General features: G+C 43.5%; 10 protein-coding genes. 3 read left to right on the top strand and 7 right to left on the bottom strand.

The genetic code is table 11. The annotated features are described in order from the left end of the window. Nucleotides 1–16: 16 nt before the first annotated feature. From F0226_RS04565 to F0226_RS04540, 6 genes are all read right to left on the bottom strand, one after another. On the bottom strand, nucleotides 17–1,327 hold the full coding sequence (locus tag F0226_RS04565) for a carbohydrate porin (protein ID WP_171734530.1): 1,311 nt from the start codon (nucleotides 1,325–1,327) through the stop codon (nucleotides 17–19). Nucleotides 1,328–1,680: 353 nt separating this feature from the next. Next, a complete protein-coding gene (locus F0226_RS04560; RefSeq protein ID WP_171734529.1) occupies nucleotides 1,681–2,436 on the bottom strand; it encodes a hypothetical protein in 756 nt (251 codons plus the stop codon). Between the two features lie 63 nt (nucleotides 2,437–2,499). Next, nucleotides 2,500–3,306: a hypothetical protein gene (locus F0226_RS04555; protein ID WP_171734528.1), complete on the bottom strand. Its 807-nt coding sequence runs from the start codon at nucleotides 3,304–3,306 to the stop codon at nucleotides 2,500–2,502. A 102-nt stretch (nucleotides 3,307–3,408) separates the two neighbouring features. Further along, complete coding sequence (locus F0226_RS04550; protein WP_171734527.1) at nucleotides 3,409–3,843, bottom strand: hypothetical protein; 435 nt, start codon at nucleotides 3,841–3,843, stop codon at nucleotides 3,409–3,411. Nucleotides 3,844–4,393: 550 nt separating this feature from the next. Then, nucleotides 4,394–6,514, bottom strand: coding sequence for a prolyl oligopeptidase family serine peptidase (locus F0226_RS04545; RefSeq protein ID WP_171734526.1), 2,121 nt, complete (start codon nucleotides 6,512–6,514; stop codon nucleotides 4,394–4,396). A 152-nt stretch (nucleotides 6,515–6,666) separates the two neighbouring features. Then, nucleotides 6,667–7,584, bottom strand: a complete 918-nt coding sequence (locus F0226_RS04540; RefSeq protein ID WP_171734525.1) for a LysR family transcriptional regulator — start codon at nucleotides 7,582–7,584, stop codon at nucleotides 6,667–6,669. A gap of 306 nt (nucleotides 7,585–7,890) precedes the next feature. Here F0226_RS04540 and F0226_RS04535 point away from each other — a divergent pair, with 306 nt between their 5' ends. The 3 genes from F0226_RS04535 to F0226_RS04525 all read left to right on the top strand — a co-directional run bounded on the left by F0226_RS04535 (nucleotide 7,891) and on the right by F0226_RS04525 (nucleotide 14,060). Further along, entirely contained in the window at nucleotides 7,891–9,585 is a 1,695-nt protein-coding gene (locus F0226_RS04535; protein WP_171734524.1) for an L-lactate permease, read from the top strand. 309 nt (nucleotides 9,586–9,894) lie between these two features. Then, nucleotides 9,895–11,034 (top strand): FMN-dependent L-lactate dehydrogenase LldD, encoded by a 1,140-nt coding sequence (gene lldD / locus F0226_RS04530; protein ID WP_171734523.1) that lies wholly within the window; start codon nucleotides 9,895–9,897, stop codon nucleotides 11,032–11,034. Between the two features lie 140 nt (nucleotides 11,035–11,174). After that, the gene (locus tag F0226_RS04525; protein ID WP_171734522.1) at nucleotides 11,175–14,060 is read left to right on the top strand and encodes an FAD-binding and (Fe-S)-binding domain-containing protein; all 2,886 of its coding nucleotides are present in this window, start codon (nucleotides 11,175–11,177) and stop codon (nucleotides 14,058–14,060) included. Between the two features lie 242 nt (nucleotides 14,061–14,302). On the opposite strand, the gene F0226_RS04520 is transcribed toward F0226_RS04525, so the two are convergent. Beyond that, nucleotides 14,303–15,172, bottom strand: coding sequence for an AraC family transcriptional regulator (locus F0226_RS04520; RefSeq protein ID WP_171734521.1), 870 nt, complete (start codon nucleotides 15,170–15,172; stop codon nucleotides 14,303–14,305). Nucleotides 15,173–15,192 lie beyond the last annotated feature (20 nt).

The raw sequence follows: 15,192 nt of genomic DNA, 5'->3' as shown, positions 1-15,192 counted from the left end.
CTTTGGCGGCTACGGCTTACCACCAAGCTTCAAACATGGCACCAAATGCCAAGGTATCTTCTGTTTTTCGTTCCGTCATATTTTTCGTTTCAACATCGCCCACTGTGGTATAAAAACGCAGCATTGGTCGGCTACCAGGCATACCACCTAGTGAAACGTTTTGAGAAAGCGTTACTTTCCAACCATTTTTCTCACCGCCATCATCAAAGTCTTCCATCGCATAGCCTGCTTCTAGCCAAGTCGAATGCACGTCATCCCATTGATATTGTGGTCGAACGATACCCGCGTATTCACTTTTATCTAAGTTTCTACCGGTATCTGCATCTTTGTAGTCATCACCTGAAATATCTTTGTAAGAAACTAGGTAGTCGATGATGAATTGATTGCTAACCGCATAGTTACCTTCGACACTGGCATAAAATACGCTCTTGTCTCCAGCTAAATCAAATACCGAATCATCCGCCCCATCGGCATATTTCATGACTAATTTATTGCTTTCGCCCAAACCTAGCGTTGCACCTAATTGCCAAGCATTTTCATCACTGACTTTGTCTTCACCCACTTCGTTTGCTTCATCAGACGCAAAACCGTAGTTGGCGTAGATATCTAAATTACCAATGCCTGCATTGATTGAGTGAAGTTTAGAGGTCACGGCATAGCGACCATTATCGTTACCGAGTGCGCCATCTTCCGAATCCACTTGGCCGACAATCGCCATATCAAATTTAGCGGCGCCCAAGTTTAAGTTATTGAAACCACCACCTTGTCCATCATGCGTCATCCAGAAGTAATCGTTCAAACCTTGTTGTGGACGTTGGTGGAAATCACGGCCGCCCCACATGTAAAGCTCTGGTTGGCTTTCAAAAATGTTAGTGACACCTGCATACATTTTTTTCAGGTTAATACCACCAGATGATCCCCAAGCATCGTTGCTCCAATCATCAACCATGAACACAAGATCCCATTTGGCACCACTGTCTGCTTGGAATATTTTAGCCAATTGAACCTCACCCCCGTTCGATTCATTACCTAAACGACCAAGCGAACGACCAGAACTACCTACTTCCACATAACGGTTATCACCACTTGAGCTGTGAGCACCATAACGGGCATAACCAGAGAAGATGATTCCGTCGGTAACAGGTGTGTCTGGTGTTAAAATGGCTTGTTGTTGATCATCGGTATAGTCGATATCGACCACACGAGATTCCAATTCTTGAATGCGTTTTTCTAGTGCTTCAATGTCGGCGTCCGCTGCAAAAGATGAAAGAGATGCAACCGAAGCCGCCACTGCTACTGTTATTGGCAAAAGCTTAAAATTTTTCATTTAATTTTCCCTGTTATTTTTATGTTTAATTCGAACAGGAGAAATATTAAGCAATGAAACAATTGAAAAATAAGCGGCTCTTCACACTGGTACATTCATGAAATTCTCATGAAATTTTTAGAATAATACATAACCGTTGTTATCTTTTAATTTTCAGAAAGATAGGAAGAGATTAAAAATAAATGCCGGTTTGAAATCGCTTTCATTTCATGGATTTTGGCGGGTTCAGTCACGAAACCTATGCAGGGTTCAACCTTGAAAAACCGCTGGTCAATGATGAGGTTTCACAATGCTGAAATTTTTCATGGTGGTTGCCTTCACTTTATAAAAACAAGGCAATTTAGAGCCGGATGTCAGTCGTAAAGCTTAAAGCCCAAATCATCAATGATTGATAACGTCACAGGTCCTAAGTCATCACCATTCGCCATTAATTCATGGGGCATTGGTGGAACGGTTTGCCCTGATGAGTCCAAATCACGCTTCTTATCTGTTCCATTTACATAATCATATAAATGACCATCATCTGAAAATGGTAAGCAATCATAATCCCTATTATAAATTTCATTGTAGGCTTTAACCGCTTTGCTGTTTTCCATACAAAAGCCATTACCTGCAATCTGTTTTGATTCTTTTACAAATTCATCGCTTGACGTTCCAACGCCAAGAATATGAGCAAACTCATGCAGAATAGTCGGCTTTAAGCTTTTCGGATCAAAGTCAGGGTCATGCAAATCTGGGCTGATCCAGATAATCCCCATTGAAGGTATTTTGTTGTCATATTCTTCTACCGCGGCTAAACCGTACTCTTCAACATGATCAGACACGATGATAACAATGTGAATGGTGTGCTGATCTTTTCCATCAACTTTTTTGATAATGCTTAGCCATTGGCTCGCGGCTTCAATATATCGTTCTTTGTCATACTGAAAATCAAAGTTGAAATAAAGGACAAATGTTAAGTGCTCATTCGATATGACTTCTTGGGAGTAGTCTTCAGGATAAAATTCAGGGGCATACTCAGTATAAAATCGAGGGTCGAATCCTAAATTATGGCTAAAGCTGACGGAAGATAAACACGAAAGAAGTAAGGCTAAGATGATGTTTTTCATTGGTAACCTGAAATTAAGCCGCCAACATTGACGGCTTGATAGTATTGCTTATGATAGTAATGTTTATTGTTGTACTAACGTGCTCTGCTTTCTGTTCAACTCAAAATTATAATTTTCTAGTTTCATTACTTGAACTTCAACTTTGCCTGTCTTTTTGTTTTTAGTAGAAATGGTCACTTCATTTGCAGTATTGACGTTAGCCGCGCTAATCGCTGTTTTGCTACAAAAACGTGTGTGAACTTCGTTTTCACCTTGATCGCTCGTTTCTGGTATTGCGCATAAAACAAACTCTTGATTGGAATCAGACTTAGAATGACTGAATTTTTTACCGAAAAGATCTACATCAACTACATGATCTTTCAGTAAAATTATCATTTCCGTTTCTTTAGCTGGCTTTTTAAATTCCGCGATACCTTTTTCATGCTCAATAATTCTTGGACCTGAAAAGCCAATATTAGCTTTGTTAACGGTGACGACTTTTAAAGCGCCATCCGCTTCAATCGTCGCTTTATAATTCGCTTTTACAAACGAGTTTCCATGGGTTTTTAACAGTGCTTCTAGCTCTTTAATTGTTGATACATTAAAAGCCTTAAATACCGAAGAAACTGACTCATCAATAATATAGGCAATAGTTCGTACATTGTTTTCAGCATTCAAACCATGTTTGGTATCGCTTTTTACATCAAAAAGAACACTTTGAAGTTCTGTATAAGTAGCGCTGTAAGTTGCACGTGGGTCGGTAACCTTAGCCGTCGCAACATTGTTGAATTGGTACTTCTTAATCTCTGCCGGCGTTAGGTTGTAAATATCTTCTGCAGGTGCGGCATCCAAAGTGAAGAAATAGAACCCAGCAGGATCGGATAACCCCATAGCTTGGTAGTAATCAATGTAAGGCTTATGTGAAGCGTGATTAGGATCTCTTGGTAAAGATGCGCCACTGATTTGTCCGTTACTCCACGAGTGAACGCCTATCTATGCGCCACTTACCACAGTGCGCTCAACTCCAGCTAAGAATAAGTCCGTGCCTCCAGAAGCAATGACACCATCCGAATCAATAAAGCTATTTAAGTTTTTACTTCTCACTTTATAAGCAAGTTTGAGGTTTGCTTCATCGTCGAGTGAACCAGGGATATCAACAAACTTTAAAAGCTTAATGTTAGCGTGGTCACTCATCATTCGATCAAACGCGCGAGGAGAGCCGTCACATATCGCTCCGCTTAATTCTGCCGTATCGCCTTTCACGGTGAACACCAACGGCTCATCACCAGCTGGAAGATGATTACATGATGATTTAAATTCATTACCGTTAACTGTTGGCGCCGTGCTACCACTTGAACTTGAGCCAGAACCGCCCCCACAACCAACTAAAACGGACGCGGTGATCAACGATAAAACTAGTGATTTCATTTGTGTCTTCCTGTTTATTATCGACAGTTCGGATGTCACTCTTATTGGTAGTGATTAACTACCAATTTGTAGAAGTTAACTCTCTACTGGTAAAAGTTAACTATCTATTGGTAATAGATTAACTGTCGAAATTGATTCATTGAGTTTTAGAAAAACAAGCAAACCAGCCAACACGGCTTTAGCCCAAATAAGTTTCTTAAAAACATAATGAAGGGTTAATCACATGATGGATTGATAAGGTCATCTAAATAATGGATTTCAGCCTATTGATTCATCCTTGGTCTAGACGAATCAATGCGGTAACTGAGGAACTCTGACTACGGATAATTCATCAGAATTCTCAATATTAATTGGACGGGATATTACAATATTGATTGGTTGCCTAACGTAAGCGTATGTAACGTCTCGCTATCGAGTGAAACGGAGGCGCTGTTGGCAGCAATACGATCAGGTCATCGCTTCTTATGTGGTTCTTCAAATACAAAAATGCCGCATATAAAATGCGGCACTTTTATTCGTTCACTTCTCGTCCAACCTTACCTAGTACATATTAATACTTAGGGCTGATACCCATATTAAACAAAGTGAATGCGTACATATCAGCAGTCAGATCAATCACTTTATTCAATGGCATACCTGCGCCATGCCCTGCATTCACATCAATTCGAATCATAACTGGCGCTTCGCCTTGATGCTTGTCTTGAAGCTCAGAGATAAACTTGTATGAGTGAGCAGGTACTACGCGATCATCATGGTCAGCGGTTGTCACAAGCGTTGCTGGGTACGCCACGCTATCGACGTTATGGACTGGCGAGTAACCTAAGAGATACTCAAACATATCTTGGCTTTGAGCTGAAGTGCCAAAGTCATACGCCCAACCTTCACCAGACGTAAACGTGTGGTAACGCAGCATATCCAGTACGCCCACGGCCGGTAACGCCACTTTAAACAAATCAGGTCGCTGAGTCATACAAGCACCGACCAGCAAGCCACCATTTGAGCCACCTCGAATAGCCAGCGTTTCTGAACTGGTGTATCCCTGTTCAATTAAAAACTCAGCCGCAGCAATAAAATCATCAAATACATTCTGCTTTTGCTGTTGAGTACCGCCTTTGTGCCAATCTTTACCATATTCGCCACCACCACGTAGGTTAGGCACAGCAAAGACTCCTCCAAGCTCTAGCCAGCTTGCGACCGTGCCTGAAAAAGAAGGAGTTAAACTCACATTGAAACCACCGTAACCGTACAAAATAGTTGGGTTACTTCCATCCAGCGAGATGCCTTTTTTATAAGAGATAATCACAGGGACTTTTGTGCCGTCTTTAGATGTATAAAAGACCTGCTTAGACTCATAGAGATCAGCATCAAAAGGGGCTGCTGACTTTTGATAAACGTTAGACTCACCGGCATCAACGTCGAACGATAAAATAGTGGGTGGAGTCACGTAGTTGGTGAATGTGTAATACAGCTGCTTATGTTCTTTCTTGCCTCTTAAGCCGCTCGCCGTGCCTTCACCGGGCAGCTGAATGTCTCGAATCAGCTGGCCTTGATAATCAAACTGCTGAATTTTAGAAACAACATCAACCATATAATGAGCAAATAAGTACCCACCTCCGGTACTGATTTCTAAAGGCTGTGGCTTTTCAGCGATGACATCTTGCCATTGTTTAGTGCGGATATTGAAACTCGAGACCTTGCCATTAGGCGCATCGAGGTTCGTGTATAGAATGAAAGTATCACCTTGGTTATCTATCACATAGGTGTCGCTATCAACATGGTCGATCAGTGTTTCAAACGGTTGAACTTCTTCTAGTGTCGGCGCTGATTTCAGATCGATATAAAACAAGCGGTTTCCTGATGTCGACTCCTGACCTAAGATGATCAAATAATCATCATCGTCCGTTGTATAGCCAGTGACATAGCGATGCTGCTCGCCCTCGGCATTACCGAAAATAACTTTATCTTTATCTTGGCTCGTGCCCAACTCGTGGTAATACAGCTTATGTTGGTCTGTACGTGCAGACAGTTGGCTGCCATCTGGCTTATCGTAACTTGAGTAGTAAAAACCTTTATTGCCAAGCCAAGATACATCGGTAAATTTGGCATCAACAATTTCAGGTTCAATCTGTTCTTTGGTTTCAGAGTTAATGACAAAGATTTTACGCCAATCACTGCCACCTTCAGAAATAGAATAAGCCACTAAGCTGTTATCTTTGGAAAAAGACACAGACCCTAGAGAAGTCGTGCCGTCTTCAGAGAAAGTGTTAGGGTCTAGAAAGACTTCTTCAACCTGATCTTTCCCTTCTTTTTGGCGGAATAAAACACTGTGATTTTGTAGACCATCATTTTTATAGCAGTAAGTGTATTCACCACGCACAAAAGGCTGAGAGCTCTTTTTATAATCTTGAGCGTGAGCAATGCGTGCTCTTAATTCATCGCGGTAAGGAATGGTGTCGAGATAATCAAAAGTAACGGCATTCTGTTTGCCTACCCATTCTGCGGTTTCCTCGCTAGTGTCGTCTTCTAGCCAGCGGTATGGGTCATCAATGGTTTGCCCAAAGTAGACGTCACTGACAACTCGCTTTTCAGTGTTTGGATACACATGAGAACTTGAAGTTACTTTACTTGACGTTGACTGCTTTGAAGCAGAGTCTTTTGTTGGATTTGACATCATCATCCCTAATTTTAAATGATAGTAATTCTCAATACATGGTCACGGTTACTGTATCAGCAATCAAGTATTTAAATGCGACAAAGTGTAATCATGCGATCTGTCAATAATTTCACACATTATCCCGCATGTTGATTTAGCCAATCTCCAAATCAAAAGTAATGAGAAATGGTTAAATAGCGGGTGCGAATGTGCTCTATGAGCAACTTAATTTTATTCGGTGGTTGGCGAGTAAATGGGTACACCGCGTAAATACCTAACTTTTTACCGACCAATTCCGGGAAGATATCCACTAGCTGCCCATTACGAATATCGTGATACACCAAGCACCGCGGAACATACGCGACCCCATGCCCACCTAGTGCTGCCTTTCTAAGCGCCGTCGCATTGTCCGTTGAGAACGACCCTGACACCCGAACTATGTATTTATCTTTCTCACTGTTTCTGTCTTTATCATGCAAAAATTGCCACTCACTCGCCCCTGTCGTTTGGTAAGCGTACTGCAAGCAGTTATGCGCCACTAAATCTTTAGGGTGCATCGGTTTACTGTTTTTTGCGATGTACGACGGCGAAGCGCAAACGACCCACTGAGAATCCAAGATATGCCGAGCAATTAAGCTCGAATCCTCTAAGTAACCCGTTCTGATGACTAAATCGAAGCCATCCTCCACCAAGTCAACAAAACGGTTGTCGAGTGACATATCGACCGTTAAACCTGGGTGCATATTACAAAACTCCGCAACCGCATCAGCAAGAATTAGATCCCCTGAAATGGAAGGCACTGACATTTTGATATGACCGCTGACATTCTCACCAAAGCCTGAAACTGCGTCCATAGCCTCTTGAGCCGCCTGCTTCACATTTTTGGCTCCGTGCAAGATCGCCTTACCGGCCTCAGTCAACGTTAATTTACGCGTCGTTCGATATAATAATTGCACGCCGATCTCTTCTTCCAATCGGGCTATTCTTTTACTAACTACCGAATTTGTAAGGTTATTTTGCTCTGCAACCTTACTAAATGAACCCAGCTCTACTACCTGTGAAAACAGGATTAAATCGTCTGCTCGCATCTGATTATGCCAATTTTGGAATTAATTATTTTCATTATTTCCCTATATCAATAAAAAATAAAGGGGTAAATTCACGCCAAATTAACAAATTAATTACAACCATAACGATTGAGGTCACTTCAATCACAACGATTAACCCTATAACTATTACAAATTGAGCTGTGACAAAACAGCTATTACAGACCTAGCGGTTTCCTGAGAGCTCTAACAGTAAAGCTTCAGAAAGTAGCAGTCATAAAATAAGAACCAATAACGTGTTGTTAACTTCAAACCTGATTGTTTGAATCCATGTACGAGGAAGTACCCATGAGTGAAACTCTACTAGCATTATTGGCGTTCTCGCCGATAGTTATCGCTGCCATCCTATTGGTTGGTTTAAATTGGCCGGCTAAAAAAGCCATGCCTGTTGCTTTTGCCCTAACCGTAGCCATTGCTCTCACGGTTTGGGATATGTCGGGTACACGTGTACTTGCTTCAATATTCCAAGGCTTTGGCATTACGGTGTCTGTACTCTGGATTGTGTTTGGCGCTATCTTTTTATTAAACACTTTAAAACACACTGGAGCCATCACTACTATTCGCAACGGGTTTACGGATATTTCCGCTGACCGCCGCGTTCAAGCCATCATCATTGCTTGGTGTTTCGGCTCTTTCATTGAAGGGGCATCAGGGTTTGGTACGCCAGCCGCTATTGCCGCTCCATTACTTGTCGCGATTGGCTTCCCTGCCTTAGCTGCTGTATTGATGGGCATGATGATCCAATCAACACCAGTATCATTTGGTGCAGTAGGCACGCCAATCATTGTTGGCGTTAACAAAGGTCTAGACACTCATAACATTGGTGAAGCACTGATTGCCAACGGTTCTACATGGGAAGCTTACCTACAACAAATCACTTCAAGCGTTGCGTTAATTCACGCTGGTGTAGGCACTATGATTCCTGTGCTTATGGCAATGATGCTGACTCGCTTCTTTGGTAAAAATAAGAGCTGGACTGAAGGGTTAGATATTCTGCCTTTCGCTCTATTTGCAGGTCTTGCATTCACCATTCCTTACGCGCTAACGGGTGTTTTCCTAGGACCTGAGTTCCCTTCTCTGATTGGTGGTTTAATTGGTCTATCTATTGTGGTAACAGCTGCAAGAAAAGGCTTCTTAGTTCCGAAATCTAAATGGGATTTTGAAAGCGAAGACAAATGGCCAGCAGAATGGTTAGGTTCACTAAAGATCGACCTTAACGAATCTAAATCTGACAAACCAATGAGCATGGCGATGGCATGGGCACCATATGTGCTACTTGCTGTAACACTTGTTGCAAGCCGAGTGAGCCCTGAATTCAAAGGGCTACTAAAGAGCATTAGCCTATCGTTCAGCAACATCCTTGGCGAAACGGGTGTAAGCACCGCGATTCAGCCTCTGTATCTACCTGGCGGCATCTTAGTATTCGTAGCACTTGTCGCGGTTCTAATGCAATCACGCAGCGCAGCACCACTAGCCAAAGCGTTTGGCGAATCAAGTAAAACACTGATTGGTGCAGGCTTTGTTCTTGTCTTCACTATCCCAATGGTTCGTATCTTCATTAACTCTGGTGTGAATGGCGCTGATTTAGCAAGTATGCCAGTTACCACGGCGAACTTTGCGGCCGACTTAGTTGGTGGTGCATTCCCTGCGTTAAGTGCCACAGTGGGAGCCTTAGGTGCATTCATTGCGGGTTCTAACACTGTGTCGAACATGATGTTCAGCCAATTCCAATTCGAAGTTGCTCAAACTCTTACCATCTCAAGTGCTGTAGTTGTGGCTCTACAAGCGGTAGGTGCCGCGGCAGGTAACATGATTGCCATTCACAACGTTGTTGCGGCTTCTGCAACGGTTGGCTTGCTTGGTCGTGAAGGTGCCACTTTACGCAAAACCATTATTCCTACTTTCTACTATCTCGTAATGACAGGCATTGTCGGGCTAGTGGTTATTTATGGATTCAACATGACAGATGCTTTGATGAAGTAAGTGCAAAGCTAAATAACGTAACGAACTTGGTGTTAATACCCAACTTCCCCGACATATTGCAGAAGTTACCGACAGGTTTGAACTGACGTTTTCTTCAACGTCTCCCCACAAGCAAGTTGGTAACTGATGCAAACGGGTATTAACGCCACTTTATTTTTATAAGACATATTTTTAAGTGATTAATGCTTAAGCAACTAATTTTTTAAGCGACTAATTGAACGCGCCACATTATTTATCGAGCATGGCGATATAAAAAGATATATCGCCAGACTTTCGAACAGGTAAGTACCCAAATTTAGGACTGACATCATGATTATTTCCGCATCGACTGATTACCGAGCAGCAGCGAAATCGAAACTGCCTCCTTTTCTTTTCCACTACATTGATGGTGGCTCATACGGTGAGCATACTTTACGCCGCAACACGGAAGACCTTGCGGAAATAGCACTAAAGCAGCGCGTGCTGAACGACATGTCAGATCTCAACTTAGAAACCGAGTTATTTGGTGAAAAGCTGGCGATGCCTATTGCGCTAGCACCTGTTGGGCTAACGGGCATGTACGCAAGACGTGGTGAAGTTCAAGCAGCAAAGGCCGCGGCGAATAAAGGCATTCCTTTTACGATGTCTACCGTGTCAGTTTGCCCAATTGAAGAAGTTGCACCTGCGATTGAGCGCCCAATGTGGTTTCAATTGTACGTTTTGAAAGACCGCGGCTTCATGAAAAATGTCCTCGAACGCGCAAAAGCCGCTGGCGTAACGACGCTGGTTTTCACCGTTGATATGCCAGTACCTGGCGCTCGCTACCGTGACGTTCACTCAGGTATGAGTGGTCCTAATGCGGCAATGCGCCGTGTATTCCAATCGATACGTCACCCAAGCTGGGCCGTTGATGTTGGTCTACTCGGTAAACCACACGATCTTGGTAATATCTCGACTTACCGTGGCTCTCCAACCAAATTGGAAGACTACATTGGTTGGCTAGGTGATAACTTCGACCCTTCGATTTCTTGGAAAGACCTAGAGTGGATCCGTGATTTTTGGGACGGCCCTATGGTCATCAAAGGCATTCTCGATGAAGAAGATGCAAAAGACGCCGTTCGATTCGGCGCAGATGGCATCGTGGTTTCCAATCACGGTGGTCGCCAATTAGATGGTGTTCTTTCTAGTGCAAAAGCACTGCCAGCGATTGCTGATGCGGTAAAAGGCGATACAAAAATCTTAGTCGATTCCGGCATTCGTACTGGGCTCGATGTGGTGAGAATGATGGCAATGGGCGCAGATTGCACCTTACTTGGTCGCTCATTTGTTTACGCGCTGGCGGCTCAAGGTCAAGCTGGCGTTGAGAATTTACTCGATTTATACGACAAAGAAATGCGGGTGGCAATGACCCTAACTGGGGCAAATACCATTCATGACCTATCCCAAGATTCATTAGTGAACCTTAAGTAAACGCATATAAGCCTTTAGTCTACTTAGATTAAATTCTAATCGGTGTCACAGCATTTCAACATACGTTGTGACACCGTCTAAGCACTGGAAGAAATAATAAAAATGAAAAATCAGTGCATACTAAGCACAAGGAAGCAAACATGGCGAACGTTGAACCCCAACAGCTAGAACCAGCTGGTAAACCACTCATAGCGATTTATCAGCAGTTAGAAACAGAGCTTGCTAAATTCATAGATCCTGAACGAATCATTACCCAAGAAGCCAAGCGACTCGCTTACGGTACTGATGCCAGTTTTTACCGACTGGTTCCTCAAATTGTCTTACGACTCAAAAACATTGAAGAAGTCACTTACACCATTAAAACCTGCCAAGAGTTAGGGGTCCATTTCACCTTTCGCGCGGCAGGCACAAGCTTATCAGGTCAAGCAGTATCAGACTCTGTTCTAATCACCCTAACTGACGACTGGCGCGGGCATCAGATCCTCGATAACGGCAATAAAATAGTCCTTCAGCCCGGCGTCATTGGTGCAGATGCAAACCGTTACTTGGCGCCTTTTCAAAGAAAAATAGGTCCAGATCCAGCTTCTATTAATACGTGCAAAATTGGAGGCATAGCCGCCAATAATGCCAGTGGCATGTGTTGTGGCACCGCGCAAAATTCCTATCGAACGATTGATAGCATGAAAGTCATTTTTAATGATGGCACCCTGCTTGATACATCGAATGAACAAAGCATCGCCGCTTTTAAACAATCCCATCATGCCTTCATTGCAGGGATCCAAAATCTTCATCATCAAACCACCAGCAACCAAGCTCTTACTGAGCGTATTCGCCATAAATATCGCCTTAAAAATACCACCGGATATGCCATCAATGCTTTAGTTGATTACCACGACCCAATTGAAATTATCGAACACCTCATGGTGGGCTCAGAAGGTACATTAGGCTTTATTGCTGAAGTCACCTACAACACAGTGGTTGAGCATTCTAATAAAGCATCGTCCCTGTTGGTGTTTGCCGATATTGAGCAAGCAAGCCAAGCAGTCACGGTTTTATCGAAGACTCCCGTTGCTGCTGTGGAGCTAATGGATGGTCGAGCGCTGAGATCTGTCGCCAATAAACCCGGCATGCCTGAATTCATGCCAAATTTGGATTTAGAAGCCGCAGCTATCTTAGTAGAATCTCACGCTAGCTCCCAGCCAGACTTAGATTTACAATGTAAATCGATTATGGATGCATTAGCGGATTACACGATTCTTGAGTCCGTTCCTTTCACCTCAAACGCCCAAACCGTTGCTACCCTTTGGGGAATTCGTAAAGGTATGTTCCCAGCAGTTGGTGCAGTAAGGGAAGTGGGTACGACCGTAATAATTGAGGACGTGGCTTTTCCTGTCGAAAACTTGGCCAATGGTATTCGAGAGCTGCAAGAGCTATTTGATAAATACGATTACAACGAAGCCATCATTTTTGGTCATGCGTTAGAAGGCAACTTGCACTTTGTCTTCACCCAAGGCTTTGACAGTCAAACCGAGATTGACCGCTACGGCGGCTTTATGGACGACGTCGCCGAGTTAGTTGCGGTTAAATATCAAGGTTCATTAAAAGCGGAGCACGGTACTGGCCGTAATATGGCACCGTACGTTGAAATGGAATGGGGCAAAGATGGCTACGCTTTGATGCAAAAAATCAAAGCACTCTTTGACCCTCAAAACCTCATTAACCCGGGCGTCATCATCAATGACAACCCCAAATCGCACCTTCAAGATTTAAAACCTATGCCAGCCGCCGATGACTTGGTTGATCGCTGTATTGAGTGCGGGTTTTGCGAACCCGTTTGCCCGTCCAGAACGTTAACCCTTTCACCGCGCCAACGTATTGTGCTCTACCGTGAGTTACAGAAAAGACGAGCAGCCGGTGAAGACATAGAAGCTTCTGAACTAGAAAAAACGTTCGAATATCAAGGTATTGATACCTGTGCTGCAACCGGGCTATGCGCTGAGCGCTGCCCTGTTGGTATCAACACTGGTGACTTAATGAAGAAGCTGCGTACCGCTAAATACGAGAAGTTCACCCCTATTGCAAAGTGGACAGCCGAACATTTCGCCACCACGACCAAGCTGACAAAAGCGGGTTTAAAAACCAACCAACTAGCCAGTAAAGCGTTAGGAGCAAAAACAGTTGGGAAATTAACCAATGGTTTGCGCTCAGTGACCAAAGGGGCAACCCCTGTTTGGATGCCTGAAATGCCACAAGCGAATTCACATTCGTTAGAACAGGCAGCCTCTTCATTAAACAACAATGAACAGAAAAAGCTCAACTCGTCGGTCAAAAAAGTGGTTTACCTACCTTCATGCGCCAGCCGTACTATGGGACAACAAGTGGATGCACAAGATCAGCGTCCTTTGACTGAAGTGACTTTGTCGCTATTAGAAAAAGCAGGGTTCGAGGTTATTCTACCGAACAAGTTAGACGACCAATGCTGCGGAATGCCCTATGACAGCAAAGGTATGACTGAGCTTGCTCAATCTAAATCTCAGCAATTAGAAGAAACACTATGGCAAGCCAGTAACCAAGGTGAATACCCTGTGTTAATGGATACCAGCCCATGTGCAAAACGTAGTATTGAGCAATTTACTAAACCGCTACAAGTATTAGAACCGACAGGGTTTGTGAACCAATACCTGCTTGAGCACTTAACCATTCAACCGATACAAGAAACCGTGATGCTGCATGTGACTTGTAGCTCTCGGAGAATGGGGCTAGAAGGTGCCATGTTGAATCTAGCCAAAGCATGTACAACCGATGTCATCGTTCCTGAACATATACAATGTTGCGGCTGGGCAGGCGACAAGGGCTTCACAACTCCAGAGTTGAATGAAGCGGCGGTTCACCCACTCAAAGAACAAGTACCGAGCAATTGTACTCGCGGATTCAGCAACAGCCGAACCTGTGAGATCGGTTTATCGCATCACAGCGGAATCCCTTATCAATCTATTTTATATCTGGTGGACGAAGTGGCACAGTAGCCCGATGTTCTCACTGCAAATCAAGAGCATATGGCTCGTATCCTGAAACGAAAATGGCAGCCCAAACAGGCTGCCATTTCTTTATTCGATTTGTTTGACTTAAGAAAGCACCCTAACTATTCGAACCTCAGTTATTAGCATCAAAGCTATTAATGGACAGCTATTAATGAACAGTGATTAATGAACAACTATTGATGAGTAGTGTTTCTATCACTAAGCCCAAATTGATGGCTAAAAATCAGTTAGTAAAAACTCACAGGTAGATAAAAATCGAGCTCAAAGACTTCTTCACTATTAAGAAAGTGATTCTGATAATAGTGCACATAAGCTGGTGTTGATCGCTGCTTGAAACCTGACTGAGGTAGCCACTTTTCTAATACCATACTGATCTGCGGTAGCAGCTCACCATAACGACCATTAAGTCGAAACACAGCGTGTAAGCCGCCCGGAATCACCATCTGGTTCACTACGCTGCGATACTTAATCGGCTTATCAATCGCGATACATGCGACATAACGACACTGATCCATTTCAACCCAAGCAGGGTTTGAGTGATGCAAACCAAATTGGCTTGAGAAGTCACGCTGCTCAGAATTAGCCCACGCTTTCAATATCAACCACGCATTACGAATAGAACGATTGTATCCAGTGTGTCGAACATAAGCCGCCATGCGCTCCGGTGTTTCAACGATCTTCGGTTCGGGTAACACTCGCTGCGCGACATTCAAGTAGCCCGCTGCTACTTCAGGATCTTTCAAATAAGGTTTTTCTGCGATCTGTAAGTCGTGTTTCCGCCATTCACCTGGCGACATGTTAAAGGTCGCTTTAAAGGCTCTGCTAAACGAAGACACCGAACTAAAGCCACACTTGCTGGCAATCTCTACCACTGACGACGTGGTATCGAACATCAATTGATTGGCCGCATACTCCATTCGAGTGCGTCGAATGTACTGATGTAACGACTCCCCAACCACACTTTTGAACGTGCGATGAAAGTGTTGCTCGGAATAAGCTGCAATCTCAGAAAGCGCTTTTGCCGACAAAGGTTGGCTGATGTCTTGATGAATATGGAACAGAACATCATTGATTCGGGATATGTGTTGTCGTGACATCGTTCAAATAGCATAAGTGG

Origin of the sequence: Vibrio sp. 99-70-13A1 (genome assembly GCF_013114625.1) — a bacterium.
Taxonomy (GTDB): domain Bacteria; phylum Pseudomonadota; class Gammaproteobacteria; order Enterobacterales; family Vibrionaceae; genus Vibrio.
This window is presented reverse-complemented; position numbering and strand designations above follow the sequence as displayed.